This is a genomic window from Microcystis sp. M144S2, assembly GCF_020246065.1.
In the GTDB taxonomy this organism is placed as follows: domain Bacteria; phylum Cyanobacteriota; class Cyanobacteriia; order Cyanobacteriales; family Microcystaceae; genus Microcystis; species Microcystis ichthyoblabe_A.
Genome location: NZ_JADBTR010000059.1, coordinates 17,987 through 42,181, shown reverse-complemented (window position 1 = coordinate 42,181; position 24,195 = coordinate 17,987). Strand labels below are relative to the sequence as shown.

Here is a 24,195-nt window from a genome sequence, read left to right as displayed (position 1 = left end):
TCGATCGAGGATAATTAGAAAAAGTATTTTGACTCATAACCAAATCTAATCAAGAAGCCCAGTGACGATTCCCCTGCTAGAGTTATTTGTATTCGCCACCGTTTTGTGCGGATTTTTAGGAACATTCCTGAAAAAAAACTTAATCATGAAGATTATCGCCATGGATGTCATGAGTACGGGTGTTATCGCCTACTATGTGGTGATTTCTTCCCGTGACGGTTTGTTTACTCCCATCCTCAGTACAGTTAAACAGCAAGATTACGCCGATCCTGTACCCCAAGCAGTGATTTTAACAGCGATCGTCATCGGTTTTTCCATTCAGGCGTTAATGCTGGTGGGAGTGATGAAATTAGCCAAAGATAACCCCACCCTCGACAGCAGTGAGATAGAAAAAAATAACACACCATGAATACTTTAACGATCGCTTGGATAAGTTTACCCTTTTTGATCGGCTTTATCATCTATTTATTGCCGCGATTAGACAAATATCTGGCTCTCGCCGCCACTATTATCTCTCTCGCCTATTCTCTCCTTCTATTTAGCCAATCCTCCCCCATAACCCTTAACCTACTAGATAATTATGGCGTGAGACTGGTAGCCGATCAGTTAAGTGCCTATTTTATCCTCACTAATGCCCTGGTGACGATGGCAGTTATTTTTTATAACTGGGAAAGTAGCAAAACCGCCTTTTTTTACGCTCAAGCTATCATTCTCCACGGCAGCATTAATTCTGTCTTCGTCTGTGAGGATTTTATTAGCGTTTACGTTGCCCTAGAAGTAATTAGTATTGCCGCTTTTCTGGTGATTGCCTATCCTCGCAGCGATCGCTCTCTCTGGGTTGCCCTGCGTTATCTGTTTATCAGCAATGTGGCGATGTTATTTTACCTAATCGGCGCGGTTTTAGTCTATAAAGCCAATAATTCCTTTGCTTTTGCTGGTTTAAAGGACGCACCTCCCGAAGCCTTGGCTTTAATCTTCATGGGATTATTAGTCAAAGGGGGAATCTTTGTCTCGGGATTATGGCTACCGATGACACACTCGGAATCGGAAACCTCCGTCTCGGCGCTGATGTCGGGGGTGGTGGTAAAAGCTGGCATTTTTCCCCTCCTGCGCTGTGCTTTAATCCTAGAGGATTTGGATGTCCTAATTCGGCTTTTCGGGGTGCTAACGGCGATTTTTGGCGTGTCATACGCAGTGTTTGAAAAGGATAGCAAGCGGATGTTAGCCTTCCATACTATTTCCCAGTTAGGTTTTATTTTAGCCGCCCCGGTAGTCAGTGGTTTTTATACCCTTACCCACGGTTTAGTTAAATCTTGCCTATTTCTGTTAGCGGGAGTTTTACCCAGTCGCAATTTTAAAGAATTACAGCAACAATCGATCCCTAATTCCCTCTGGATTGCCCTAGTGGTTGCTAGTTTTTCTATCTCTGGATTCCCCCTATTATCTGGTTTTGGGGCGAAAGCGTTAACGATGAAAAATTTAGTTCCTTGGCAAGAGATTATGATCAATCTTGTGGCGGTGGGGACGGCGATTTCCTTTGCTAAATTTATCTTTTTACCCCACGCCGGTGGCGAAAGTAAACAGAAGCTAACTATCGGTTTCTGGATAGCAATAATTCTGCTCCTTGCCGCCCTATTTTTATCCAATGCCGTCTATGTTGAAGCTTATAATATCCCCAATATTATCAAAGCTTTAGCTGTCATTGGTGCCGGGTGGTGGTTATATCTGGGAGTTTTCAAAAAGTTATCCCTAAAATTATCGCGAGCCTGGGAACAATTTGATAATCTCGTCGGTATGATGAGTATAATGTTAGTTCTATTGTTTTGGATGGTCTTAGCATGATCGGACATATAATTCTGCGTTTAACTATGTGGTTTTTGCTCACCGCTAATTTTACCCCCGCTAATATTATGATCGGGGTGGCTATTGCTTTTCTTTTGCCCCGTAATTTCGCCTCTAGCGAAACTTTAGGCGATTGGTTAAAGGTAATAATTAAAGTCTTTATAGCTATTCCCCAAGCTTATAAAGAAGCGTTTGAAATTATCTTTCGTCCCCACAAGGAAGAAGAAATTATTTTCGAGAGAATTTCGGGTAAACGTTCACCCAGATTGGCTTTTTGGGATATATTTCTGATTACCTTTACCCCGAAAACTATCGTCACCGAATACAAGGAAAATGAGGGTTATGAAGTTCATGTAATTAAACGGAGTACCCAGGGATGAATATTGTTCTCATTGCCATGATTGTCGCCCTATTAATTCCCCTTTATGAAGTGGCAAAAAATGATGACATCTGGCAAAAAATGGCCGCCTTTGCCAGTGCTTCCAGTAAATCATCGATTATCATTCTAGTGGTGTCGGTTCTGCGGGATGATTGGATGATTGGAGTGGTAGCAGTGATTATTCTCAGTGTCGGTAATGCTGGCTTTATGTTATTAGCACAAATTCTTAAACGACTGAACGAATCATGATTGACATTTTCAGTTATATCTGCATCGCTATCGGAGTTTTTTTCTGGTTTTGGGGAACGGCGCATCTTTTAGACAAGCGCTCGGTATTATATAAATTACATGGTCTATCTGTCGCTGATACTTTGGGTTCGATGGCGATTATTTTCGGGCTACTTTTGAAAGTTCCCCAAAATTGGCCTTTATTATTATTGGCAATAATTTCCCTAGCAATTTGGAACACCATGTTAGGCTACGTTTTAGCTTATACTTCTAGCGATCGAGAGTAGAATTAAAGATGAATGAAAGTTATCTCTATGTTATTGTTGCCCTCTTGCCTTTAACTGCGGCGATGGTGATGTTACAATCTAATCCCTATCAAGCTTTAGTAATTCGCGGGGTTTTAGGGGCAATAGCAGCCTTAGTTTATGCTTTATTAGGGGCGGCAGATGTATCTTTAACCGAGGCTTTGATGGGAACCATGTTAGCCGTAACTCTCTACGCGGTGGCGATTCGTTCTTCTTTAGTGATGCGTTTAGGAGTAATTGCCGAGGAAACCGATACAGTTTTAGAACAGTTAAAAACTCAACTACAAACGGTTTTAAGTAAGCGTTTTATGCGTTTAGAATTAGTTGCCTACAGTGATAAACAAGCTTTGCAACAGGCACTTAGGGATAAAGATATTCATGCCGTCTGTATCCGTCAAGACAATCCAGAAACCATCCCCTACGAAACCACAATTAGATTACCCTATCTCTACGATATTTTTAAAAATGAATTAACGGCAGCCAACACGATTTTAACTTGTATTGAAACCCCAAAATTAGAGGAGAAACACTAATGAAATGGATTTACACTCTAGCCGCCATTGCCTTCGCTGTCAAAATGGTAATTATTCCCAATACTGCTTCCTCTATATTATCCCTAGACATTGTTGAATCCCTGGTGCGCGACGGCGGTGTTCCTAATGCGGTTTCGGTGGTTATTTTTCGTAATCGTCTCTACGATACCATCTATGAAGTGATTGTTTTTACCATTGCCATTATGGGGGCGAATTTTCTTTTAGCCACAGAAAAACCCGCCAGTAAAATCCATCAATTTACCGACCAACCTTCAATTATTTTAGCCCGTTTAGGGGCAACAATTGCCGCTTTAGTGGGCATTGAATTAGCTATCCGCGGACATTTAAGTCCGGGGGGAGGTTTTGCCGCCGGAGTCGCTGGAGGTACGGCAATTGGTTTAATAGCCATTACCTCGTCTCCCGAATGGATGCAAGCAATTTATCGCCGTTGGCAAGCGGCAACATGGGAGAAAATTTCCGTCTTAGTTTTTATTGTTTTAGCCGCCATTACTCTCTCAGGATTTGAGTTACCCCACGGGGAATTAGGTGCGCTATTTAGTGGCGGTATTTTGCCGATACTAAACATTTTAGTCGCCGTTAAAGTAGCTTTAGGTTCCTGGGCAGTAATCCTCGTTTTTATCCGCTATCGCGGTTTATTGTGAGAGGTTAATATGGTCATTTCAATTAATACTAAATCCAGTTATTAAAAAGTGATTATTTATTTTCCGTTTTGCATGAGTGCCTCTCCTGATAAGTAGCCTGTACTCAACGGATTTAGTATAAGATTGATACTATCAACGGGCAGGGTAAGCGCATCTTAACAATCCTTGACAAAATGAACTTTATGTGAGTTGCTTACCCAGAGGACGATTCAAGCATATTTGAGTCGAATTTACCATCTCAATTGTTAAGCAAAAATAGACCAAATGGGTCGATTTCCTAACTATTCTAATTGACTGGTATCATTTGAAATGCCTACGCAGTAAGCGGATCACAAAATTGGCCAATTGTCAATAGCGTTTGAGATGCTCTCACCCTGCCCGCTTCCCCACTTCATAATTCATAATTAATAATTCTCTCTCCCCACTCCCCCACTTCCCCACTTCCCTCTCCCTACCCCCCAATAGCATAAATTAAGTTTTGTATCAATAATTTGCTAATTTTGCTGTTATATGCTATACAGTTACGCATCAAAACAGGATAGAAAAACGAGATTTTCTTAATTACCAGACATTTTCTCAAATTTTATGGCAACTCTCCCAGAGTCAAATTATCCTGAAAGAAATCCTCTCCTAGAAAATCCGACAAGACTCAGAGAAATTGTAGCCATTAATGCTTTTATCCTTGTATTAGGACTTCGATAATGAAAGAATTGGAGCGATACTATAAAGTTTTAGGGTTAGATCATGGGGCATCTCTCGATGAGATCAATCAAGCCTACAAAGATTTGGTGTTTATTTGGCATCCCGATCGCATTCCCAAAGATAATCAGCGTCTTTTGGAAAAAGCCACCGCTAAACTGCAAGAAATTAACCACGCTAGGGAACAATTGCGGCAAATTCATCAAAATTCTCCTAAACGCTCCAATTCCCCCCCTAAAACTGAAAAACAGCCCGCCCACGCCTATAAAACTGCGTCCCCCTATCAGCCTCACCCTAGCCAACCCAGCCAAAATTCCCAAACCCATAGTCAACAAACCCACAGTCAACAAACCCACAGTCAACACAGCCACTCCCAGAATAACCATCAGGTCCACAATCATGCCGCCTGGCGCCCTCACTATCGGGATTTAAACGGAGCCGATTTACAGGGAGCCAACCTGAAGGAAAAAGATTTCTCTAGTCGCAGTCTCATCGGGGCAGATTTAAGCCATGCCGACTTAAGCGATAGCTTCCTGCACAAAGTTAACCTAGAAAAGGCTAATCTGTACAAAGCTAATCTTTTTCGCGCCAATCTCCTCGAAGCTAACCTTAAAGGCGCAAATTTACAGGAAGCCAATCTCATCGGGGCAGATTTAAGCGGGGCGGATCTGTCGGCGGCGGATTTACGCGGGGCAAAAATTGGCTTTGGTAAGCGTATTATGGTGAAATTAACTGGAGCAATTTTAACAGGAACAATTCTCCCCGATGGTTCGATTCATCAATGAATAACCTCTTGCTAATTTTGATTTTTCTTTAATAGGAACTATCACCGGATGGGCATTTATTACACAATCGCTGCTGTTTTCCTAGGAATGCAATTAGCTGCAGAAGAGAATTTATCAGCGGCGAATCCTGATTTTTTACGTCTGCAAAAAGCTCTAGAAAAACACAATTTTATCGTCAAACTTGCCCCGCCACCAGTGCGAGGAGCCTATGGTTTATTTGATAGTAAAACTAGAATTATTTGGATTCATCCCCTAGTTTTTGACTTAGGTATTGCCCGACCAACATTAATTCATGAAGCTGTCCATGCCGCTCAACTTTGTCATGGAGGCAAAACAGTTAAAGCGCTTAATTTAGGCATAGAACCCCCAGCAATGACCAGAAGATTTTTTATGAATTATGAGGGTTTTAGCCGACAAATTGAAGCGGAAGCCTATACTGTTCAAGTTCAGCCCGATGGTCTAGATTTAGTGATTTCTTTACTGCAAAAATATTGTCCTTAGAAAACCTGTCCATAAATCTACCAATCCCGTTCTAATTCTTCGGCTACACGACGATAATCGGCGCTGGCTTCTTGGGCGTTTTTACCGCGCCAATTGGTAATAGCTACCCCGTCTAAAACGGCTTTTTCGTGAGCCTTATAATTTCTGACAAAAGCATGACAGGCGGGAATACCTAATTCTAATAAAGTATTTTGTGCTTCCAAAGTTTCCTTAAGACTACGAGAATCCACTTTTGTTAACAAAACCCGATAGGCAATTCCTAGGGGTTTAACTGCCGTGCGTACCGTGTCAATTAAAGCCATTAAATCCATCGGTGCGGGAGGAGTCGGTAAAATTAAATAATCTGATTCTGCTATTACTGCCGTAAGTAATTCGGAACGCAAAGCTGGTGGTGTGTCAATCACGATCAGATCATACTCGATAATTTGACGCAATTCTCCTAATTTCTCTGTATTAATTTGCTTGGCTAAATCAAATACCATACCCGCTTGATTTCTTTCTACCCACCAAGTGGAGGAACCCTGCGGATCCGCATCCACCAGCAAAACACGCTGATTCTGTCCCCAAATTGCCGCTAAATTAACCGCAGTGGTGGTTTTACCCACACCACCTTTACCGTTGACAACAGCGAGAATTTTTGGGCTATTAGGCTTTAATTGCGAGGTCATTTTCAGTTATCAGTTATTAGTTATCAGTTAAGTAAGTAGGCGTTAAAAGTTATCAGATGCCCCTCTTATTAAGGGGGGATCCCCCCGCCTACCGGCACCCCCCTTATCAAGGGGGGCAGGGGGGATCGAACCTAAAATCTATCTTCAATTTAATTATAACCAGCTACTTATCAGTTATCAGTTATCAGTTACCAGTTATCAGATTTGAGTTTTAAGTTCACTGATTACTGTTTACTGGACGGCTACGCCGTGCCTTTGGCAACACTGAAAAAAAGCTCCCCACTGATTACTGATTACTGTTTACTGATCACTGAATATAACTAACCAGAAAGTTTTTGATCTAAGATTTGGCTAGTTAATTTAGGATCGGCTTTACCGCCGCTTTTTTTCATGACTTGACCGACAAAAAATCCCTTAAGATTGGTTTTACCAGCACGGAATTTTTCTAACTCACTTGGATGGGCGGCGATAATGTCCTCGATCAGTTTTTCGATCGCAGAACTGTCAGAAATTTGTATTAATCCTTTCTTTTCCACCAGCGCTTTGGGTGAACCGCCCTGGGTGAGAAGTTCGGGTAAAATTTCCTTAGCAATTTTGCCACTAATTGTTCCGGTTTCAATCAGTTTAACTAATTCAGCTAAGTCTGACGCTTGCAGGGCGATTTCTGTGATCGTCAGCTTATTATTATTCAAATAAGCGGCGATATCTTGACTGATCCAGTTAGCAACTAATTTCGCATTTGCCCCCGCAATTACGGCAGTTTCAAAATATTCGGCCACGGTGCGATCATCGGTTAAAACCCTGGCATCGTAGGCGGAAAGACCAAATTCTTCTTCATAACGACGACGTTTACGAGCGGGTAATTCCGGTAATTCTTCCGCCCAAGCTTTTAACTGTTCGGGGGAGACTTCTAGGGGGGGTAAATCCGGTTCGGGAAAATAGCGATAATCGCTAGAACCTTCTTTTTTCCGCATACTAATCGTCCGTTGAGTAGCTTCTTCCCAAAGACGGGTTTCCTGTACGATCAATTCCCCATTTTTGATCGCTTCAATTTGTCGATCGATCTCGTATTCTATGGCTTTTTGGATAGCACTAAAGGAGTTCATATTTTTAATTTCTACCTTAGTCCCGAACTTTTCAGTGCCTTTTTTGCGAACGGAAATATTGACATCGCAGCGCAGGGAACCTTCCTGCATATTACCGTCACTGATGCCTAGATAACGCACTAAACGCCTTAATTCTTGGGCATATTCCGCCGCTTCGGCCCCAGTGCGTAAATCCGGTTCCGAGACAATTTCCAATAATGGTACACCTGTACGATTAAAATCCACGAGGGAATGGGTGGAACCGGAGAGACGTTCGCTGCCAGCATGAACCAGTTTTCCCGCGTCTTCTTCCATGTGCAGACGGGTAATGCCGATAATTTTGCGGCTAACCTCCTTAGTTTTTTTATCGACGATCTCGATTTCTAGTTGACCCTGTTCGACAATAGGGAGATCATACTGGGAAATTTGATAATTTTTCGGCAGGTCGGGATAAAAATACTGTTTGCGATCGAATTTGCTATGAGGTGTGATTTTACCATCGATAGCTAATCCCAGTTTAACGGCACTGGCCAGGACTTCTTGGTTAAGGACGGGTAATACCCCCGGATAACCCAAACAGATGGGACAGACGTTAGTATTGGGGGGACTATCGAAGTTGGTGGGACAGGGACAAAATATCTTGCTTTTGGTGTTGAGTTGACAGTGGGTTTCTAAACCGATAATTGCTTCGTATTCAGTGGCAGACATATTTTCTCGCTCTCGCCGACACAGGAATGATCTGTTTAATCATTATAGTCGCGATTCTGGAGCATTCCCTCCCTTCATAAAACTTAATAATGTAGTTACTAATCACTTTAGTCACCTTTAATATAGCCCAAAAAAGATAATTTATTCAACCAATGTCCGCCATTATTTTTAATTTGATCAAAGGCATAAGATTAAAGAAGCTTATCGATAATTTTTCACCGATAAACCTAGCCTTTCTAGTATCGACCACCGACCACCGACTCCCGAAAACGAAAACTTCCCAACTCACCATGAAGATAACCGACATAAATCGTAGCAAAAATTAACTTCTAGAGACGAGATATTTGCTTAGTATAGAAACAGAGAGATTATACCTAAGAACTGACCCCATAACCGCCCAAAAGCAATATAAGCGGCGAAAGTGATCATTTTCTAGGCGAGTAATTGACGATTTTTACTTTTTACTCAATTTTATGTCTTTAACTCTCTCAGAACAACTCAAACGAGAACAATTATCCTACCCTCAAACTCTCCTCCATCATCTGCAAAAGTTACGGCATTTTGTGACAGTAGAAGGAGAGGAGAAATTGCAGCAGTGGAAAAACCTGATTGAAAAGGAGAATTTTCAACCTAGCACCCGTAATTTAGCCTATTATCTCGCCCTGAGACAAGAAGATATCCGGGATTTACAATTAGCTTTAATGCCCTGGGGATTATCTTCCCTAGGTCGGATTGAATCGAAAGTTTTACCGACCCTCGATGCCGTAATTGCCACTTTAGGGGCGGTTTGTCATCAAGAAGCCTCATTATTGCCAAAACATCCGCCTTTAGAGGCATTTTTTCAAGGCGATCAACTTTTAGCCTCCCATAGCGCCGAAGTTTTCGGTCTGCCTTCCCCCCGGCGTCGGGTGCGAATTATGGTGACAATGCCGACGGAGGCGGCAACTGACCCCGATTTTATCGCTCAATTACTGCGTTGCGGGATGGACTGTATTCGCATTAATTGCGCCCATGATGGCCCGAAAGAGTGGCAGGGAATGATCGAAAATCTGCGCGAGGCGGTCAAAAATCCCGAAAATTTAATCAATGGACATACCTGTAAAGTTTATATGGACTTAGCTGGGCCAAAAATCCGTTTAGAAGAGATTTTAGCCCCCCAGTCCCAAACCAGACTATATCAAGGGGATTTTCTCCTCTTAACCACCCAACCGCCCCATACTGCCCATCCTCAGTATTTTCAGGCTAATTGTTCCCAACCGGAAATTATTCCCCAAATTCCCGTCGGGGCGAAAGTTTGGATTGATGATGGTCATATCGGGGCTGAAGTTATTGCCATAATGCCGGAAGGTCTTTTACTAAAAATTACCCACGCCAGAGAGAAAGGGGAAAAACTGAAAGCAGATAAGGGCCTAAATTTCCCCGATACCGTCTTAAATATCGATCCTTTGACCGCAAAAGACCGGCAAGATTTAGATTTTATTGCCGAAAATGCCGATATTATCGGTTACTCTTTTGTACAAAAAGCCAGCGATATCGAGACACTACAGCTAGAGTTACAAAGTCGTTTGGGGGATGCTTGGCGACAAAAAGCAATCGTGGCCAAAATAGAAACACCTTTAGCCGTAAAAAATCTACCGGAATTAATCATTCATGCCGCCGGTAAACAACCTTTTGGGGTGATGATTGCCCGGGGTGATTTGGCCGTAGAAATTGGCTATCAAAGACTCGCAGAAATTCAAGAGGAAATTCTCTGGTTATGCGAAGCGGCCCATATTCCGGTAATTTGGGCTACCCAAGTCCTAGAAAATCTGGTCAAGAAAAGTATTCCCTCCCGGGCCGAGATTACCGATGCCGCTATGGCCGAAAGGGCCGAATGTGTCATGCTGAATAAGGGGGAATATATCCGAGAAGCGGTGGCAATTCTCGATGATGTTTTACAAAGAATGCAGAGCCACCAAGCTAAAAAAACGCCCCAATTACGCGCCCTCCATTCTTGGGTTTAGGCAGTTTCAGTTATTAGTTATTAGTTATCAGTTATTAGTTATCAGTTATCAGTTATCAGTTATCAGTTATCAGTTATCAGGAGATTATTTTTATTTATTCTCCCCAGTTCATAATTCATAATTCATAATTCATAATTACTCACACCTTTTCAACAGGATTGAGAATCAGAGGCAAATTAACGCATATTATTGACCGCACCACTAACCAAACCAGCGCTAACATAGCGACCATAACCATCAAGACGGTTTTGTTGAGCGATTCGGGAGGGATTATTGACGAGATCGGCAACTCCCACACCCATCATCACCACGGAGATAACTGCGATTAAGTAGTTACGGACAAAAGTTGGATTTTGGTGGCTGACTAACATGGTTGTTACCTCTCTTTCCTGTCGATAACCTTAGAATACGAGAGGGTTTGGGGTGATGTCAGTCCCATAATTCCGGGTGACAGAAGTGGAAAAAAGTGGAATCCACAGATAAGCTATGATTTTTTGTCGATTAGAATCGGTAAATAGGGAATCGGGAACAGGAAAAGGGCAATATTCGTCGCTTATATGGTTAAATAATCAGTAAATTGCCTAAAAACTGACATATTCTCCAGAATATGACCCTAGAAACAGCGATTATGACCATAAAATTTTTCTGGCCTTTAGTTTTAGGATTATCTATTGTTATTATTGACAATGGGCAATATTTGAGAGCAGAAACGGTAACTTTGAGCGCCAGTCAACGGCAACAACTGCGATCGCTAGATGCTAAGATTATTTTACCTAACTATATCCCCCCCGGATTTCGGGCCAGCGAGATTAAAATCCTCGCAGAAGAGGGGAAAGGATACGCAGTCCTCTTTGAAAATGCCGAGAATAGCTGTTTTTTGGTGGAAGGAATCGAAAACGCCAGGGGCGATGATGGTTTAGAATTAGAGGGAACCCTAGCGCTCAATTCCCCACTATTTGGAGAAGGATACTGGCTTAATTATGGTACACCCAAAGACTCGGAATTAAGGCAACAATTTCCCGAACCCGATTTGTATTCCGATTGGATGAAAATGGGAGAATATTTTTATCGTCTCAGTGGGGCATTAATTGCCCGGGAGGAGTATGATTATCCTAATTGCCGTCAAGATATTTCCCCATCGGAAGCGGTTAAAATAATCGAATCTTTTGGAGATAACAATTAAATTGAATTTATCTACAGTCATTTCTAATCTACAACAAAAAGGCAAGGAGCGGTTAGCTTGGTCTGATTTTTTTTGGTTAGGATTAGTAATAATTTTGGGACTGGTTATTAGGTTAATACAATTAACGAGCAAACCTCCCTGGACGGATGAATTTGCCACTATGGTTTTTAGTATTGGCAATAATTACCAGATAGTGCCGTTAAATCAAATAATTTCCCTAGACACTTTATTAGCACCTCTCCAGAGCAACCATCAGGCAACTATTGCCGATGTAATTAAATTAGTTATTCAGGAGGACAATCATCCACCTTTATATTTTATTTTCGCCTATCTCTGGAATAAATTATTCTTTGATCGGGGAGAATATGTATCTTTAGAAGGAATGCGATCGCTGGCAGTTTTTTGGGGAGTTATTTCGATTCCTCTAATTTATTTTATCAGTAAATTGGTCTTTAAATCAGGCTCGATCGCTTTTCTGGCGGCGATTTTAATGGCGGTTTCTCCCTATGGGGTTTTTATCTCCCAAGAAGCGCGTCATTATACTTTAGCGGTTGTATTTGTCCTCATATCTTTAGGCTGTTTTCTTAAGGCAAGCAGCAAAATTATCGACCATAAGAGAATATCCCATACTTTGGTTTTTTTCTGGTTAATTGTCAACTGTCTCGGGTTATTAGTTCACTATTTTTTTAGTTTAACTATCCTCGCGGAAGCGATAACTTTATTATTGATTTTATCCAATCAATTCAAACAAAAAAACTTTTGGATAACTAATTGGTGGCGTTTAAGTTTAGTTTTTTTAGGTAACTTGAGCTTTATTATTATTTGGTTTATCACGTTTGTCCCCAAAGATTATGGCAATCAGATGACTGGTTGGATTCAGAGAGACAATGATAGTTTTTTGTCCGTAATTAGCCCCTTTTTTCAATTGCTGGGAACATTAATTACTATGCTTTCCCTGCTCCCCGTTGAATCAGAATCTTTAATAATTATTTTGATTTCTGGGGCAATAATGATCGGGTTTTTTCTCTGGATTATCCCACAATTAAAAACAGCGTGGCTAGACTCCTATAAACCAGAATTAGGCATTCTCTCGGCATTTTTTCTCAGTTCAATTGCTATTTTCTTTGTCATCACTTATCTGCTTTCGATCGATATTACCCGGGGAGCTAGATATAGTTTTGTTTACTTTCCCTCGGTAATTTTAATTCTGGCAATTTTATTAGATAATTGTTGGCAAAGGAAGCAGAAAAGAATAGTAATTATTGTCATTATCATGGCTTTAGTTAGTTCCCTAAGTGTGACTTTTAATTTAGGCTATCGTAAGTATTATCGCCCAGATAAATTAGTTACCACCATCGAAAATAATAGCCGTTATCCGTTAGTAATTGCCACTAGCTATAGGAGTTTGGTGCAGGTGGGAGAAATGATGGGAATTGCTTGGGAATTTAACCAAAGATTTCCCGATAAAAACCCTAAGTTTATCTTAGTTAACCCAGAACAAAAGCCAAATTTTAATCTGTCATCTTCTCTTCCTTTTGAATTATGGTTAATTAATTTCCATTCTTCAATAGATTTATCGGACTGTCAACCTTCAGAGTTATCCTCCAATTATGTAACAGGTTATGAATATCAAAAGTTTCTCTGTGGGCGATCAATGGATTATAATAGTAAAGTTAAGTAGGGCTATTAACTATGATTATTTGGGTAAATGAACAGATTGACCCCTGCGGTTTAGTACAAGCTTGTATTGCCTGTCAAGATGAACAAGCAGCAAAAGATTGTCATCAAAGTTGGTTAACCAATCTTACGGACGAACAAAAACAAGCGGGATGGGTGGCAGTTTTAAGAACCGTAGAATCCTGGGATGATGTACCAGTAAATGCTCTGAAGTTAAGTTATTAACTAGGGTTTGCGGCAAAAAGTTTTGCGTGGGTGTGGGGTGTTTTTAAAGTTGAATGGGGAGTTAATCCCACTATTAACAACGTCAATCGATGACAAAATTTTGGCTGCCAGAGCTTTGAGAGCAAAAACAGGCGAAAAGACAGAAGAGAAAGGAGATATCTGGCTAAAATAACGTCAGTTCGGGTTAGGCAGATTTTACCATGACTTTCAGGAAAGAATAGGACTGACTGGCTAAGGTAAAATTAGGGTTTCGGCTTATCTTGAACTGAGGTTAAAATAAAAAATATTTCAGTTATCAATTTTTCATGAATATCAGACAAGAAATCACTTTATTGATGATGTGCATGGCATTTTCGAGTACATTTTTCGGTGAGGTTTTCGCTGCTCCACGTCTTGACTGGCACAGTGCCGATTTTGAAGGTCTGCGAGTAATTGCCGAGTCAGCTTGGAAGACCGAATACGAAGCAAAGAAACGCGGGGAAGAACTACACTTCAAATATGGATTTCAAAATCTGGGTATTCTTTGGATTCCTTACTATAGTAATCTATCGGGAAAATCGCTCTATCAAACAATTATCGTTCCAGAGGGCAATTGTGATCGATTTTTACAAGAGAATATTCGACGAATCAATCGCGATGCCTACTGCTTTACACCCAGTAATCGTGGTTTAGCCCCCAACCGTCGAGGTGGTCGGATTTTCTAATTTTATATCTCCCTGGCTGTGGTAATTCTCAACTCAATTTTAGAGTGAGCAAGAAGGCTAAAGCCTAAAATAAAAAAGAGGGCAGGTTTTACCCCACCCTTTGATCCTACTTTAAACGAATCACTAATCTGCGATCGGGTTCCACGCCGCGACTTTCCGTGGTTAAATCGTTTTCTTCCTGAAAAAAGGCATGAATTTGGCGACGTTCCGCCGAAGATAGGGCTTTTAATTCTATTTCCTGCCCTGTTTGCCGCACTTGCGTCGCCGCTTGATTCACCCAGTCGAAGAGTTCTGACTGTCTTTGTTGACGATAGCCGTTGATTTCGACAATATAGAACTGATGTTCTGCTGACTCGACACCAATATTTAGAATCGTATTAGCTAGGGATTGAATCGCATCTAGTCCCTCACCCTTGTTAGCGAGGAGGAGTTCCACTTGTTGGGGACTCAATTGACTGCTATCAATAATCAACCAACAGGAGGAAGGTCCAGTTCCCAATTCCTGCACACCAATCTGGACATCTGCGGGCATGGCCATCAACTTTAGCAGTTTTTCCAGCCATTGTTTAGCTTTCTCGCTATTTTGCTCCCATATACTCATTACGATGTTTTTTCCTTTTTCTTGCTAGAACGTTTTTCAAAGGGGAGAGCATCGCGGGATTTTTCCGTTTTTTCCTGTTCCGCTACCAATTTTTGCAGGTTTTCCGGTAACGGTTCCCGCATCAAAATCACCGTTTGAATAGTTTGGAAGATGTTCGCGGTTAAGATATACATCAATACCCCCGCCGGTAAGGGGAAAAACAGGAACATCATACTAAAAATTATCGGGGTGATTTTATTCACCGTTTGCTGTTGTTGGGCTGCCCCCCCCGAAGGCGCGCCGGCACCGGATAACTCTTGGTTAACATAGATACTAATACCGAAAGCGATCACCATCGCCAAAATATCCCAGTGAATTTCACCATTGGCACCGGTTGCCCCAATTCTTCCCAGGGCCTCAATAAAGAGAAAACCCGTATTAGCGGCAATCCCCGGCACGATAACTTTAATACTGGCATCTCCGGGGGCTAAAGCGACGATGGAACCGTCTTCATTAACTTGCACCAGTTCTTGACCTTTAACCACCTCGTAGGTGGGTTTTAGGTTATTTTCGGGTGCTTCCGTGGCTAATTGGCTTAAAGACTTGCCCTGGTCGTTTTGCAGGTCGATTTTTACCTGTTCTCCCGGGGCGATTTTATTGCCTTGGGGTAAAAAAGCGGTGATGGGATAGTGGAGAGACTCGTCAATATAGACGTTTTGGGGTTTGGTGCCATAGGGTTGGCGCTGGACGAGGGCGATTTGTTCGCTTGGCAGCACTTGTAAATCGACGGTATAGTTAATATCCGAGAAGGGGGAACCCCGCAGCGTTGCAAATAAAGCCAAAAGAATCGGCATTTGTAATAACAGGGGTAAACAACCGGCTAGGGGATTGCCCAACTCCTGCATTAATTTGCCCATTTCCTCCTGTTGTTTTTGCGGGTCATTTTTGTAGCGTTGTTGAATTTCTGCCTGTCTTTCCTTCATCAAGGGTTGAGTGATTCGCATTTTTCTCATATTGCGAATCTGGCCGGCACTGAGGGGAAAGACGGCAAATCTCACCACTAGCGTTAAAGCAATGATGGCGAAACCGTAACTATGCACAATCCGAAAGAAAAAATCTAGGATTGGCAACATGATATTTGTGGAAATAAATCCGACTCCAAAATCCATGGGTTTAATCTATGCCTTCTCGTTTAATGGGGTTCACTTGTAACAAATCTAATTTATCGAATCTCGGCGATCGATTATTTTGTTTTATTGACTGATGATCGATTCTAGGGGACGACCGGTTTTATCGGCGACTCTTTCGGCAATATAGTCATGAATTTCCCGGAATTTCGGCATCGCGCGCATTTCTAAACGACTTCTATCCTTGAGAGTTACGACAATATCCCCCCAAACACCAATTCCTCTCGGCATTTTTGCCACTTTTGCCACTTCTGAATAGATAATATCCGTGCGATCGCGTCCCATCCAACCCCCGGTGATCGAAATCCGCCGATCGGTTATCTTATATCTTAACCAGATTGCCCGTACCACTGCCCCAACGGTTAAAGGCAAACAAATCACCGTAAATCCTAGCAGGATATTGATGATTAGGTCGCCGATGTGCGGACCGCCTTCATAAAAAGTTTCTTCTTTAATGCCCATGAATTATATTCGCCTTCACTAACAACTGCTTTAATTCTCGCAAAAAATGTTCATAATTGCACTCGATCGCCCCTGGACGGATAATGATTATCCCTCGCCATCCTGCCGCTATTTCTGGCAATAACTGCCGAATTACCGCTCGTATTTGCCTTTTTAGTCGATTACGAACCACCGCTTTTTTACTAACTTTCTTGCTAATCGAGATACCAAAACGACTCGGTTCGGGGGTATCTAGGCAAGAATCCTCTAAACTAATTAAGGTTAAGTGGGAACCGTGATAACGCTTCCCTGTTCCATAGACAGCTTGAAAATCCTGTCGATGTTTTAAGCGATGAATTTGGGGTAGTCCCACGAAAATTAGTCGGTTCCCAGAATAACCTAAACACTTAAACGATAGCGCCCTCTTTTCCGACGAGCTTTAATCACTTTACGTCCGTTGACGCTACGCATTCTCGCTCTAAATCCGGAAGTGCGCTTCTGTTTGCGCGTGGTTCCTTCTAAAGTACGTTTACTCACTGCTGATTTTTCTCCTTAAGATAGAGTTAGTCTATAGATATAAAGACACAATTTTTGATTATAACAAAATTACTAGGAATTGGGAAGCTCATGGTCAAGCTCCGTTTCGGTCGGGATATCTGTAATTATCTGCCGGTGGCTGAAAAGCGCGAATGGTTAGTCACTAATGGTATTGGTGGTTTTGCTGCGGGAACCGTGGCTGGATTACTAACTCGCTGTTATCATGGCCTCTTGATCGCTGCTTTGGCTCCACCGACGCAAAGAACGCTTCTAGTGACTAAAATCGATGAATCGGTACAATATAACCAAAAACTCTATCATCTGGCCAGCAATCGCTGGTTAGGTGCTACGATCGAACCACAAGGCTATATTAATATCGAAAGTTTTCATCTGGAAGGGACAATTCCCGTCTGGACTTTTATCTGTGGGGATGCCTTACTAGAAAAGCGTATCTGGATGGAACCGGGAGAAAATACCACCTATACTCGCTATACCTACCTTCGCGGCAATTCTCCTTTAACCCTGAATCTCACTGCTTTTGTCAATTATCGTGATTTTCACGGCAATACCCAGAGTTTTAACTGGCAAATGGATATTAGTCCTCTGGAAAAAGGAGTAAGAGTGATTGCATATAACAATGCTGTACCTTTTTATCTATTAATCAGTCAAGGAGAGGTTTTTCCTGCTCATATCTGGTATTATCGCTTTGATTTGGCCGTGGAACGTTATCGTGGTTTAATCGATCGGGAAAATCATCTCCATGGGGCTAGTTTTTCGGCTACTCTTAAAGTGGGAGAATCGGTGACAATTGCCGCTAGTACCCGTCCCGATCCGAATTTAAACGGTCAATCTTCTCTAGAGTCTCGCTATCGCTACGAGAGTAGTCTGATTAATCCCCAGCAGCCGCCATGGATTCAACAACTTACCCTCGCTGCCGACCAGTTTATCGTTAGTCGTCCTCTCCCCGATGAACCAGAGGGCAAAACGATAATCGCGGGTTATCCTTGGTTTGGTGATTGGGGTCGCGATACGATGATCTCCCTAAGAGGATTAACTTTGACTACAGGCAGACCTGCGATCGCGCGTCAGATTTTACTAACTTTTTCCCGTTATCTAGACCGGGGTTTATTGCCGAATTTGCTACCCGATGGCGGAGAAATACCCGAATATAACGCTGTCGATGCTATTCTTTGGTATTTTGAAGCCATTCGTTCCTATTTTAACCAAAGCCAAGATTTTGAGTTTCTCAGAACTATTTATCCCGCTTTAAAGGAAGTGATCGCTTGGTTTCGTTGCGGTACTCGCTACAATATTCACCTAGATGATGATGGTTTGATCTATGCCGGCGAAACGGGAGTACAGTTAACTTGGATGGATGCCAAAGTTGATGATCGGGTGATTACTCCCCGCATCGGCAAACCCGTAGAAATTAATGCCCTTTGGTTCAATGCCCTAAAAATTATGGTTCAATTTGCCCAGTATTTGAGCATGGATGCCACTGATTACGAAAAAATGAGAAAAATGACCTTACAAGGGTTTTCTCGCTTTTGGGACGATTCTCTGGGGTATTGTTATGATGTTTTGGATACGGACAAGGGTAATGATGCCAGTTTACGACCGAATCAACTTTTTGCCGTGTCTTTGTCGGTGGAGGAGTTATTAAATTCCCCACAGAAAAAGGCCATTGTCGATATTTGTGCTTTAAAATTGTTGACTTCTCGCGGTTTGCGATCACTAGATGCCGATCATCCTGATTACCGTGGCGTTTACAGTGGCGATCGCTTAAAAAGAGATAGTGCCTACCATCAGGGAACAGTCTGGGGATGGTTATTAGGGGCATTTATCGAGGCCCATCTGAAAGTCTATCGCGATCCCATCCTAGCTGAGAGTTTTTTAACACCGATGATCGACCATCTTCGGGATAGCTGTATCGGTAATTTAAGTGAAATTTTCGATGGTAATGCTCCTTTTACCCCTAGGGGAGCTTTTGCCCAAGCATGGACGGTGGCAGAGGTGTTAAGGGTTTGGCAAGTGATCCGAGAATTTTCGCCATAATCCTTTAAAATGAGCGATTGTTAGGTGTGTTAGGCCAGCTAAAAGTCCGACCCTAAAAACCTCAGTTCGACCGTTATAGACAAAACTCTCATGCAGAAACCGCAAGTTATTTTTCTCGATGCTGTGGGTACTCTTTTTGGAGTAAAAGGCAGTGTCGGAGCAATTTATAGTCAAATAGCAGCTGATTTTGGGGTAGAGGTGGCGGCCGAGCCTCTAGAACAGTCTTTCTCCGCTATTTTCCCCACTTCTCCCCCCCTAGCTTTTCCTAACGTTGAACTGGCACAAATTCCTCAGTTAGAGTATCGCTGGTGGCGATCGCTGACTGGAGCAGTTTTTAATGATTTAGGTTATCTGGAACGATTTCCCGATTTTGAGGCTTTTTTTGGCGAACTTTATCATCATTTTGCCACGGCCGAGCCTTGGGTCCTGTACGAGGATGTCATTCCCGCTTTAAGACTCTGGCAGATTCAGGGGATCGAGTTGGGCATTATTTCTAATTTTGATAGTCGTATCTATCAAGTTTTGGCCGAATTAGGCTTAGAATATTTTTTTCGATCGATCACGATTTCTTCTCAGGTAGGAGCAGCTAAACCCGCTCCTGAAATTTTTCAGATTGCCCTGGAAAAACATGATTGTCCTCCCGCACAAGCTTGGCATATTGGCGATAGTAAAAAAGAGGACTACCAAGGGGCAAAAGTCTTGGGTATAGAAGCATTTTTAATTAAAAGAGCCAGAGGGTTTGCTGAATAAATCTAAAAACCTTCTCCCCACTTCCCACTTCCCACTTTCAAGTCAGTGGGGATAGGGGATAGGGAGGGAATACAGACCCTACCGGCTAATACCTAACCCTCAAACCAGTTTAATCCCCATCGGGATTTTAGACCGATTCCTGGGATGGAATGGAAGTAGATTCTGACTGATCAGCATTAGGGTCTGTCTCTTTGGGGGCAGCCACTTTTACCAAAGCATGACGCAGAACCTGTTCTCCGAGAGTGTATCCTCGCACTAACTGCTCCACCACCGTGCCTTCGGGATGTTCATCGGTGTACTCCCGCATCATCGCTTCGTGGTAGGTGGGATCAAAGGGTTGACCTTCTGGACGCATGGGGGAAACGCCTAAACGCTTGAGACTGTCCACTAAGGTTTTATAGACCCCTTGGTAACTCTTGTGAATACCCATCTCGCCATCATTAGCTGGTTTAATTTGAGTACGGGCGCGCTCAAAATTATCCACCACACCAAGAATTTCCATCAGGGTTTTGCCCTTGATTTTTGTTTCCAGTTCCTCTTTTTCCTTGGCTGTGCGTTTGCGAAAATTGTCGAACTCGGCTGCTAGAGTGATATAGCGTTTCTTGTAGGCATCAACCTGTTGGGTTTGTTCCTCTAACTGCTGTTTGAGAGTGTCGATTTCCTCTTGTAGAAAATCGATAGTCATTCCCTCCAGAAGGGATTTTCCCTCGCTAGAGGCGGCCTGGTCTTTCACCGTTTTGGCTTGATCAGTGACAGTAGCTTCCGATTGGTTTGCAAGAGATTCAGGGGAATTAGAAAAGGATTCCTGGTTTTCGTCGAAAATTGCTGAGGTATTTGGTTCTGCACTCATGGTATAGGATTTTAGTGGGGAATTTGGCAATATATGACCGTTTAATGCTGATTTTGGTCTTTAAGTACCAGCTAATAATCAAGGTTTAACCCTTAATGTAACATTTTGTGGACAATATCCGTAACTAGATATAGGCAGCCCCGATAAATAATCAGTGATCTGGAAAAATTTTTGCTAGAATGCAATTTTCTCGGTAGAATTGGAGAAATTAAAGGGTAGTGGAGAGGTTAGGAATCGTCTATGACATTTTCTTCCAAGAAAACCCGTGCTGTTGCCCTACGCAATTACTTTTCCCCCTTTGGTAACAAGTTGGTGCAGTCGGGCTATATCGGTGCCGAGCAAATGCAACAGGCCCTGGTGGAAACACGGAAATCGGGACGATCGTTAGTAGAAATATTACAAAAACTAACCGGGCGACCTTTGCCCCCGGATTTACGGCGACAGTATAAGAAAAACCAGTTATTTGAACTAAAAATTCTCTACGGAGTCGAATCGCTCGATCCCGAATTGAGCGATGTGGATGGACTGGAAATAGCCAGGCTAATCGATTCTTTGATTCCGATCGATCTTTGTCGTCGCTATCGTCTCATCCCCCTGCGTCGAATCGAAGGAGAGCCAGCTTCAATTTTGATAGCCATGGTCGATCCCGACAACCTAGAGGCTACGGACGATATTAATCGTATCCTTCGCCCCAGGGAGTTAGGTTTACAGCGTTTAGTGATTACCAGCGAAGATTATGAAAGATTACTGGAAAAATTCCACTGGGCCCAACCGGAACTAGAAAGGGAAAAAGCCAGACTCGAAAAAGAAAAAGAACTGGAAAAACTCTCGGATCTCACCGATATTGTCGCCAGTATTGAGGTGGTCTCTGGTGCTAACGATGAAGTGGCCGATGATCTCGGAGAAGGAGACGCTAATCAAGCCCCCGTCATCAACCTGGTCAATAAAATTCTAGCTAAAGCCCTACAGGAAGGGAGTTCCGATATTCACATCGAACCCCAAGACGAATTCCTGAAAATTCGCTTTCGCAAAGATGGAGTTCTTCATCAAGCTTTTGATCCACTGCCGAAAAGAATTACCCCGGCGGTCACTGCCCGTTTTAAAATCATGGCCGATCTCGATATCGCCGAACGTCGTCTTCCCCAAGATGGTAAAATTCGGCGGATGTATCAAGGGCGGAAAGTGGATTTTCGGGTTAATACCCTGCCCAGTCGCTACGGGGAAAAAGTCTGTTTACGGATTCTCGATAACTCCTCTACCCAGTTGGGTTTAGATAAACTAATCACCGATCAAAAGACCCTGCAAATCGTCCGAGACTTGGCCAGTCATCCTTTTGGTCTGTTGTTGGTGACAGGCCCCACCGGTTCGGGTAAATCCACCACTTTATACTCGGTGTTAGCCGAAAGAAATCACCCTGGGGTCAATATCAGTACCGCCGAAGATCCGATCGAATATTCTCTACCGGGCATCACCCAGGTGCAGGTAATTCGCGAAAAAGGCATGGATTTCGCCTCGATTCTGCGGGCCTTCATGCGACAAGACCCGGATGTGATTCTGGTGGGGGAAACTAGGGACAAGGAAACAGCTAAAACAGCGATCGAGGCCGCCTTAACCGGTCACTTGGTCTTAACTACCCTACACACCAACGATGCCGCAGGTGCGATCGCTCGTCTCGATGAGATGGGGGTTGAAACGTTTATGATTTCTGGTTCTCTGTTGGGAATTTTGGCCCAGCGTCTGGTGCGGCGCGTCTGTACCGAGTGTCGAGTCGCCTATCACCCCACCCAAGAGGAATTGGCTCGTTTTGGTCTTTCCGCTGCCAATGAACAGGAAGTGACCTTTTATAAGGCTAATACCCTGACCATAGCGGAAATTCAACAGGCGCGAAGACAGGGTAATCTCTGCGTCAAGTGTAACGGCAGCGGTTATAAAGGTCGCATCGGTGTTTATGAGGTGATGCAGAATAGTGAACGACTACAGCAATTAATTAACCAAGGGGCAACCACCGATCGCATTAAGGAGGCGGCCGTCGATGAGGGTATGATGACACTCCTAGCCTACAGTTTAAATTTGGTGCGCGAGGGTTACACCACCCTCGAAGAAGTGGAACGGGTGACATTTAGCGATTCTGGTCTGGAAGCGGAATTAAAAGCTAAACGGAAAAGCGGTTTAATCTGTAGTGGTTGTCGCGCCGAACTACAACCAGAATGGCTCGATTGTCCCTATTGTATGAGACCGCGATTTAGTTATTAAGACAGTTTTTCAGTGATCGGTGATCGGGGAAGTCCGGAACAGGCAAAAGTGTTATGAATTTGTCTCCTGACGGAAAAGAGGGTGTAGGGTGTGGGGTGTGGGGTGTAGGGAAAGAAACCTCTTTCATCTGTGGGGGTGAAAATTTTTTCATCGGGACTGGCTCCTATCTCCTTTTCAGTTTTTACTTTATACGATAGATGGAGTTTAACTTATGGACTTAATGATCGAAGATTTAATGGAACAATTGGTGGAGATGGGCGGTTCCGATATGCACATTCAGTCCCGTGCGCCGGTCTATTTTCGCATTAGTGGCAAACTCACCCCGATTAATGAAGAATCTTTAACCCCGCAAGATTGTCAGAAATTGATTTTTAGTATGCTCAATAATACTCAAATAAAAGAGTTAGAGCAGAATTGGGAATTAGACTGTTCCTACGGGGTGAAAGGATTAGCAAGATTTAGGATCAATGTTTATAAAGAAAGGGGAGCCTATGCAGCTTGTTTACGCGCTTTGTCCTCCAAAATTCCTAACTTTGAACAATTAAATTTACCAGAAGTGATCCGAGAATTATCGGAAAGACCGAGGGGATTAATTCTCGTAACTGGACAAACAGGTTCAGGTAAAACTACCACTTTGGCATCAATTTTAGACTTAATTAATCGGACTAGATCTGAACACATTTTGACTGTAGAAGACCCAATTGAATACGTTTTTCCTAATATAAAAAGCCTGTTTCACCAACGACAAAAAGGAGAAGATACCAAGAGTTTTGCTAACGCATTAAGAGCAGCTTTACGAGAAGATCCTGATATTATCCTTGTGGGAGAAATGCGGGATTTAGAAACAATTAGTTTGGCAATTACGGCGGCGGAAACCGGTCACTTAGTCTTCGGAACCCTACACACTAGCTCGGCAGCGGGAACAGTGGATCGGATCATTGACGTTTTCCCCTCTAACCAACAGTCACAAATTCGCGCCATGTTATCCAATTCTTTACTAGCAGTTTTTAGTCAAAACCTAGTCAAGAAAAAAAATCCTAAACCGGGGGAATTTGGCCGGGCAATGGTACAGGAAATCATGGTGGTAACTCCAGCGATCGCTAACCTAATTCGCGAAGGAAAAGCCCCCCAAGTTTACTCAGCAATTCAAACGGGAATGAAGCTAGGAATGCAAACTATGGAACAGGGATTAGCTAATTTAGTTGTTAGCGGTGTTATATCCTTTGAAGAGGCGATTTCTAAAAGTAGTAAACCCGATGAATTACAACGTCTTGTCGCTGGGGCTAGTGTTAACGCCAAAACTAAAGCTCGTTTCTAATGATAAATACTGTTTAAAAAGCATAGGAGATTGGGGA

The 24,195-nt window shown here is 42.8% G+C and carries 27 protein-coding genes; 18 read left to right on the top strand and 9 right to left on the bottom strand.

Annotated elements, in window-relative coordinates:
• The first annotated feature begins 61 nt into the window (after positions 1-61).
• From IM462_RS07820 to IM462_RS07780, 9 genes are all read left to right on the top strand, one after another.
• Complete coding sequence (locus IM462_RS07820) at positions 62-409, top strand: NADH-quinone oxidoreductase subunit K (protein ID WP_002801104.1); 348 nt, start codon at positions 62-64, stop codon at positions 407-409.
• Positions 406-1,842 (top strand): cation:proton antiporter, encoded by a 1,437-nt coding sequence (locus tag IM462_RS07815; protein ID WP_287700235.1) that lies wholly within the window; start codon positions 406-408, stop codon positions 1,840-1,842. The genes IM462_RS07820 and IM462_RS07815 overlap by 4 nt, the downstream gene beginning before the upstream one ends.
• Entirely contained in the window at positions 1,839-2,222 is a 384-nt protein-coding gene (locus tag IM462_RS07810) for a Na+/H+ antiporter subunit E (protein ID WP_287700234.1), read from the top strand. Before IM462_RS07815 ends, IM462_RS07810 begins: the two co-directional genes overlap by 4 nt.
• The gene (locus IM462_RS07805; protein WP_002739224.1) at positions 2,219-2,470 is read left to right on the top strand and encodes a hypothetical protein; all 252 of its coding nucleotides are present in this window, start codon (positions 2,219-2,221) and stop codon (positions 2,468-2,470) included. Before IM462_RS07810 ends, IM462_RS07805 begins: the two co-directional genes overlap by 4 nt.
• Positions 2,467-2,736, top strand: a complete 270-nt coding sequence (locus tag IM462_RS07800; RefSeq protein WP_002752066.1) for a monovalent cation/H(+) antiporter subunit G — start codon at positions 2,467-2,469, stop codon at positions 2,734-2,736. The genes IM462_RS07805 and IM462_RS07800 overlap by 4 nt, the downstream gene beginning before the upstream one ends.
• 8 nt (positions 2,737-2,744) lie before the next feature.
• The gene (locus IM462_RS07795; RefSeq protein WP_002783132.1) at positions 2,745-3,287 is read left to right on the top strand and encodes a DUF4040 domain-containing protein; all 543 of its coding nucleotides are present in this window, start codon (positions 2,745-2,747) and stop codon (positions 3,285-3,287) included.
• Positions 3,287-3,949 carry a Na(+)/H(+) antiporter subunit B gene (locus tag IM462_RS07790; protein WP_287700233.1) on the top strand — a complete coding sequence of 221 codons (663 nt, stop codon included), beginning with the start codon at positions 3,287-3,289 and terminating at the stop codon, positions 3,947-3,949. Before IM462_RS07795 ends, IM462_RS07790 begins: the two co-directional genes overlap by 1 nt.
• Before the next feature lie 701 nt (positions 3,950-4,650).
• Entirely contained in the window at positions 4,651-5,433 is a 783-nt protein-coding gene (locus IM462_RS07785) for a pentapeptide repeat-containing protein (RefSeq protein ID WP_194017704.1), read from the top strand.
• Positions 5,434-5,481: 48 nt separating this feature from the next.
• The gene (locus tag IM462_RS07780) at positions 5,482-5,934 is read left to right on the top strand and encodes a DUF8637 domain-containing protein (RefSeq protein WP_287700232.1); all 453 of its coding nucleotides are present in this window, start codon (positions 5,482-5,484) and stop codon (positions 5,932-5,934) included.
• Between the two features lie 17 nt (positions 5,935-5,951).
• On the opposite strand, the gene IM462_RS07775 is transcribed toward IM462_RS07780, so the two are convergent.
• A complete protein-coding gene (locus tag IM462_RS07775; protein ID WP_002745320.1) occupies positions 5,952-6,602 on the bottom strand; it encodes a ParA family protein in 651 nt (216 codons plus the stop codon).
• A gap of 320 nt (positions 6,603-6,922) precedes the next feature.
• On the bottom strand, positions 6,923-8,395 hold the full coding sequence (gene gatB / locus IM462_RS07770) for an Asp-tRNA(Asn)/Glu-tRNA(Gln) amidotransferase subunit GatB (RefSeq protein ID WP_287700231.1): 1,473 nt from the start codon (positions 8,393-8,395) through the stop codon (positions 6,923-6,925).
• Between the two features lie 473 nt (positions 8,396-8,868).
• Here gatB and IM462_RS07765 point away from each other — a divergent pair, with 473 nt between their 5' ends.
• Positions 8,869-10,398, top strand: coding sequence for a pyruvate kinase (locus tag IM462_RS07765; RefSeq protein WP_287700230.1), 1,530 nt, complete (start codon positions 8,869-8,871; stop codon positions 10,396-10,398).
• A 176-nt stretch (positions 10,399-10,574) separates the two neighbouring features.
• Here IM462_RS07765 and IM462_RS07760 read toward each other — a convergent pair whose 3' ends face one another.
• Complete coding sequence (locus tag IM462_RS07760) at positions 10,575-10,769, bottom strand: hypothetical protein (protein WP_002738625.1); 195 nt, start codon at positions 10,767-10,769, stop codon at positions 10,575-10,577.
• A 236-nt stretch (positions 10,770-11,005) separates the two neighbouring features.
• Between IM462_RS07760 and IM462_RS07755 the strand changes: the two genes are divergently transcribed.
• The 4 genes from IM462_RS07755 to IM462_RS07740 all read left to right on the top strand — a co-directional run bounded on the left by IM462_RS07755 (position 11,006) and on the right by IM462_RS07740 (position 14,187).
• Entirely contained in the window at positions 11,006-11,581 is a 576-nt protein-coding gene (locus IM462_RS07755; RefSeq protein WP_002738922.1) for a hypothetical protein, read from the top strand.
• A gap of 1 nt (position 11,582) precedes the next feature.
• Positions 11,583-13,262 (top strand): glycosyltransferase family 39 protein, encoded by a 1,680-nt coding sequence (locus IM462_RS07750; protein WP_287700229.1) that lies wholly within the window; start codon positions 11,583-11,585, stop codon positions 13,260-13,262.
• An 11-nt stretch (positions 13,263-13,273) separates the two neighbouring features.
• Complete coding sequence (locus tag IM462_RS07745) at positions 13,274-13,483, top strand: hypothetical protein (RefSeq protein WP_002752080.1); 210 nt, start codon at positions 13,274-13,276, stop codon at positions 13,481-13,483.
• A 305-nt stretch (positions 13,484-13,788) separates the two neighbouring features.
• Complete coding sequence (locus IM462_RS07740; protein ID WP_002738634.1) at positions 13,789-14,187, top strand: hypothetical protein; 399 nt, start codon at positions 13,789-13,791, stop codon at positions 14,185-14,187.
• Positions 14,188-14,293: 106 nt separating this feature from the next.
• Here IM462_RS07740 and IM462_RS07735 read toward each other — a convergent pair whose 3' ends face one another.
• The 5 genes from IM462_RS07735 to rpmH all read right to left on the bottom strand — a co-directional run bounded on the left by IM462_RS07735 (position 14,294) and on the right by rpmH (position 16,932).
• Positions 14,294-14,788, bottom strand: a complete 495-nt coding sequence (locus tag IM462_RS07735; RefSeq protein WP_002742607.1) for a Jag family protein — start codon at positions 14,786-14,788, stop codon at positions 14,294-14,296.
• On the bottom strand, positions 14,788-15,936 hold the full coding sequence (gene yidC / locus IM462_RS07730; RefSeq protein WP_002739053.1) for a membrane protein insertase YidC: 1,149 nt from the start codon (positions 15,934-15,936) through the stop codon (positions 14,788-14,790). The genes IM462_RS07735 and yidC overlap by 1 nt, the downstream gene beginning before the upstream one ends.
• Positions 15,937-16,020: 84 nt before the next feature.
• Positions 16,021-16,416, bottom strand: a complete 396-nt coding sequence (locus tag IM462_RS07725; RefSeq protein WP_002784373.1) for a PH domain-containing protein — start codon at positions 16,414-16,416, stop codon at positions 16,021-16,023.
• Positions 16,406-16,768, bottom strand: coding sequence for a ribonuclease P protein component (gene rnpA / locus IM462_RS07720; RefSeq protein WP_287700228.1), 363 nt, complete (start codon positions 16,766-16,768; stop codon positions 16,406-16,408). Before rnpA ends, IM462_RS07725 begins: the two co-directional genes overlap by 11 nt.
• 26 nt (positions 16,769-16,794) lie before the next feature.
• Complete coding sequence (gene rpmH, locus IM462_RS07715; protein ID WP_002739276.1) at positions 16,795-16,932, bottom strand: 50S ribosomal protein L34; 138 nt, start codon at positions 16,930-16,932, stop codon at positions 16,795-16,797.
• Between the two features lie 90 nt (positions 16,933-17,022).
• Here rpmH and IM462_RS07710 point away from each other — a divergent pair, with 90 nt between their 5' ends.
• Positions 17,023-18,987: an amylo-alpha-1,6-glucosidase gene (locus tag IM462_RS07710; RefSeq protein ID WP_287700227.1), complete on the top strand. Its 1,965-nt coding sequence runs from the start codon at positions 17,023-17,025 to the stop codon at positions 18,985-18,987.
• A 90-nt stretch (positions 18,988-19,077) separates the two neighbouring features.
• Entirely contained in the window at positions 19,078-19,737 is a 660-nt protein-coding gene (locus IM462_RS07705; protein ID WP_287700226.1) for an HAD-IA family hydrolase, read from the top strand.
• A 127-nt stretch (positions 19,738-19,864) separates the two neighbouring features.
• On the opposite strand, the gene grpE is transcribed toward IM462_RS07705, so the two are convergent.
• Positions 19,865-20,587 carry a nucleotide exchange factor GrpE gene (grpE, locus tag IM462_RS07700; RefSeq protein ID WP_287700225.1) on the bottom strand — a complete coding sequence of 241 codons (723 nt, stop codon included), beginning with the start codon at positions 20,585-20,587 and terminating at the stop codon, positions 19,865-19,867.
• 240 nt (positions 20,588-20,827) lie between these two features.
• Between grpE and IM462_RS07695 the strand changes: the two genes are divergently transcribed.
• Complete coding sequence (locus IM462_RS07695; protein ID WP_287700224.1) at positions 20,828-22,840, top strand: GspE/PulE family protein; 2,013 nt, start codon at positions 20,828-20,830, stop codon at positions 22,838-22,840.
• Between the two features lie 211 nt (positions 22,841-23,051).
• Positions 23,052-24,158: a type IV pilus twitching motility protein PilT gene (locus tag IM462_RS07690; protein WP_287700223.1), complete on the top strand. Its 1,107-nt coding sequence runs from the start codon at positions 23,052-23,054 to the stop codon at positions 24,156-24,158.
• The last annotated feature ends 37 nt before the right edge of the window (positions 24,159-24,195 follow it).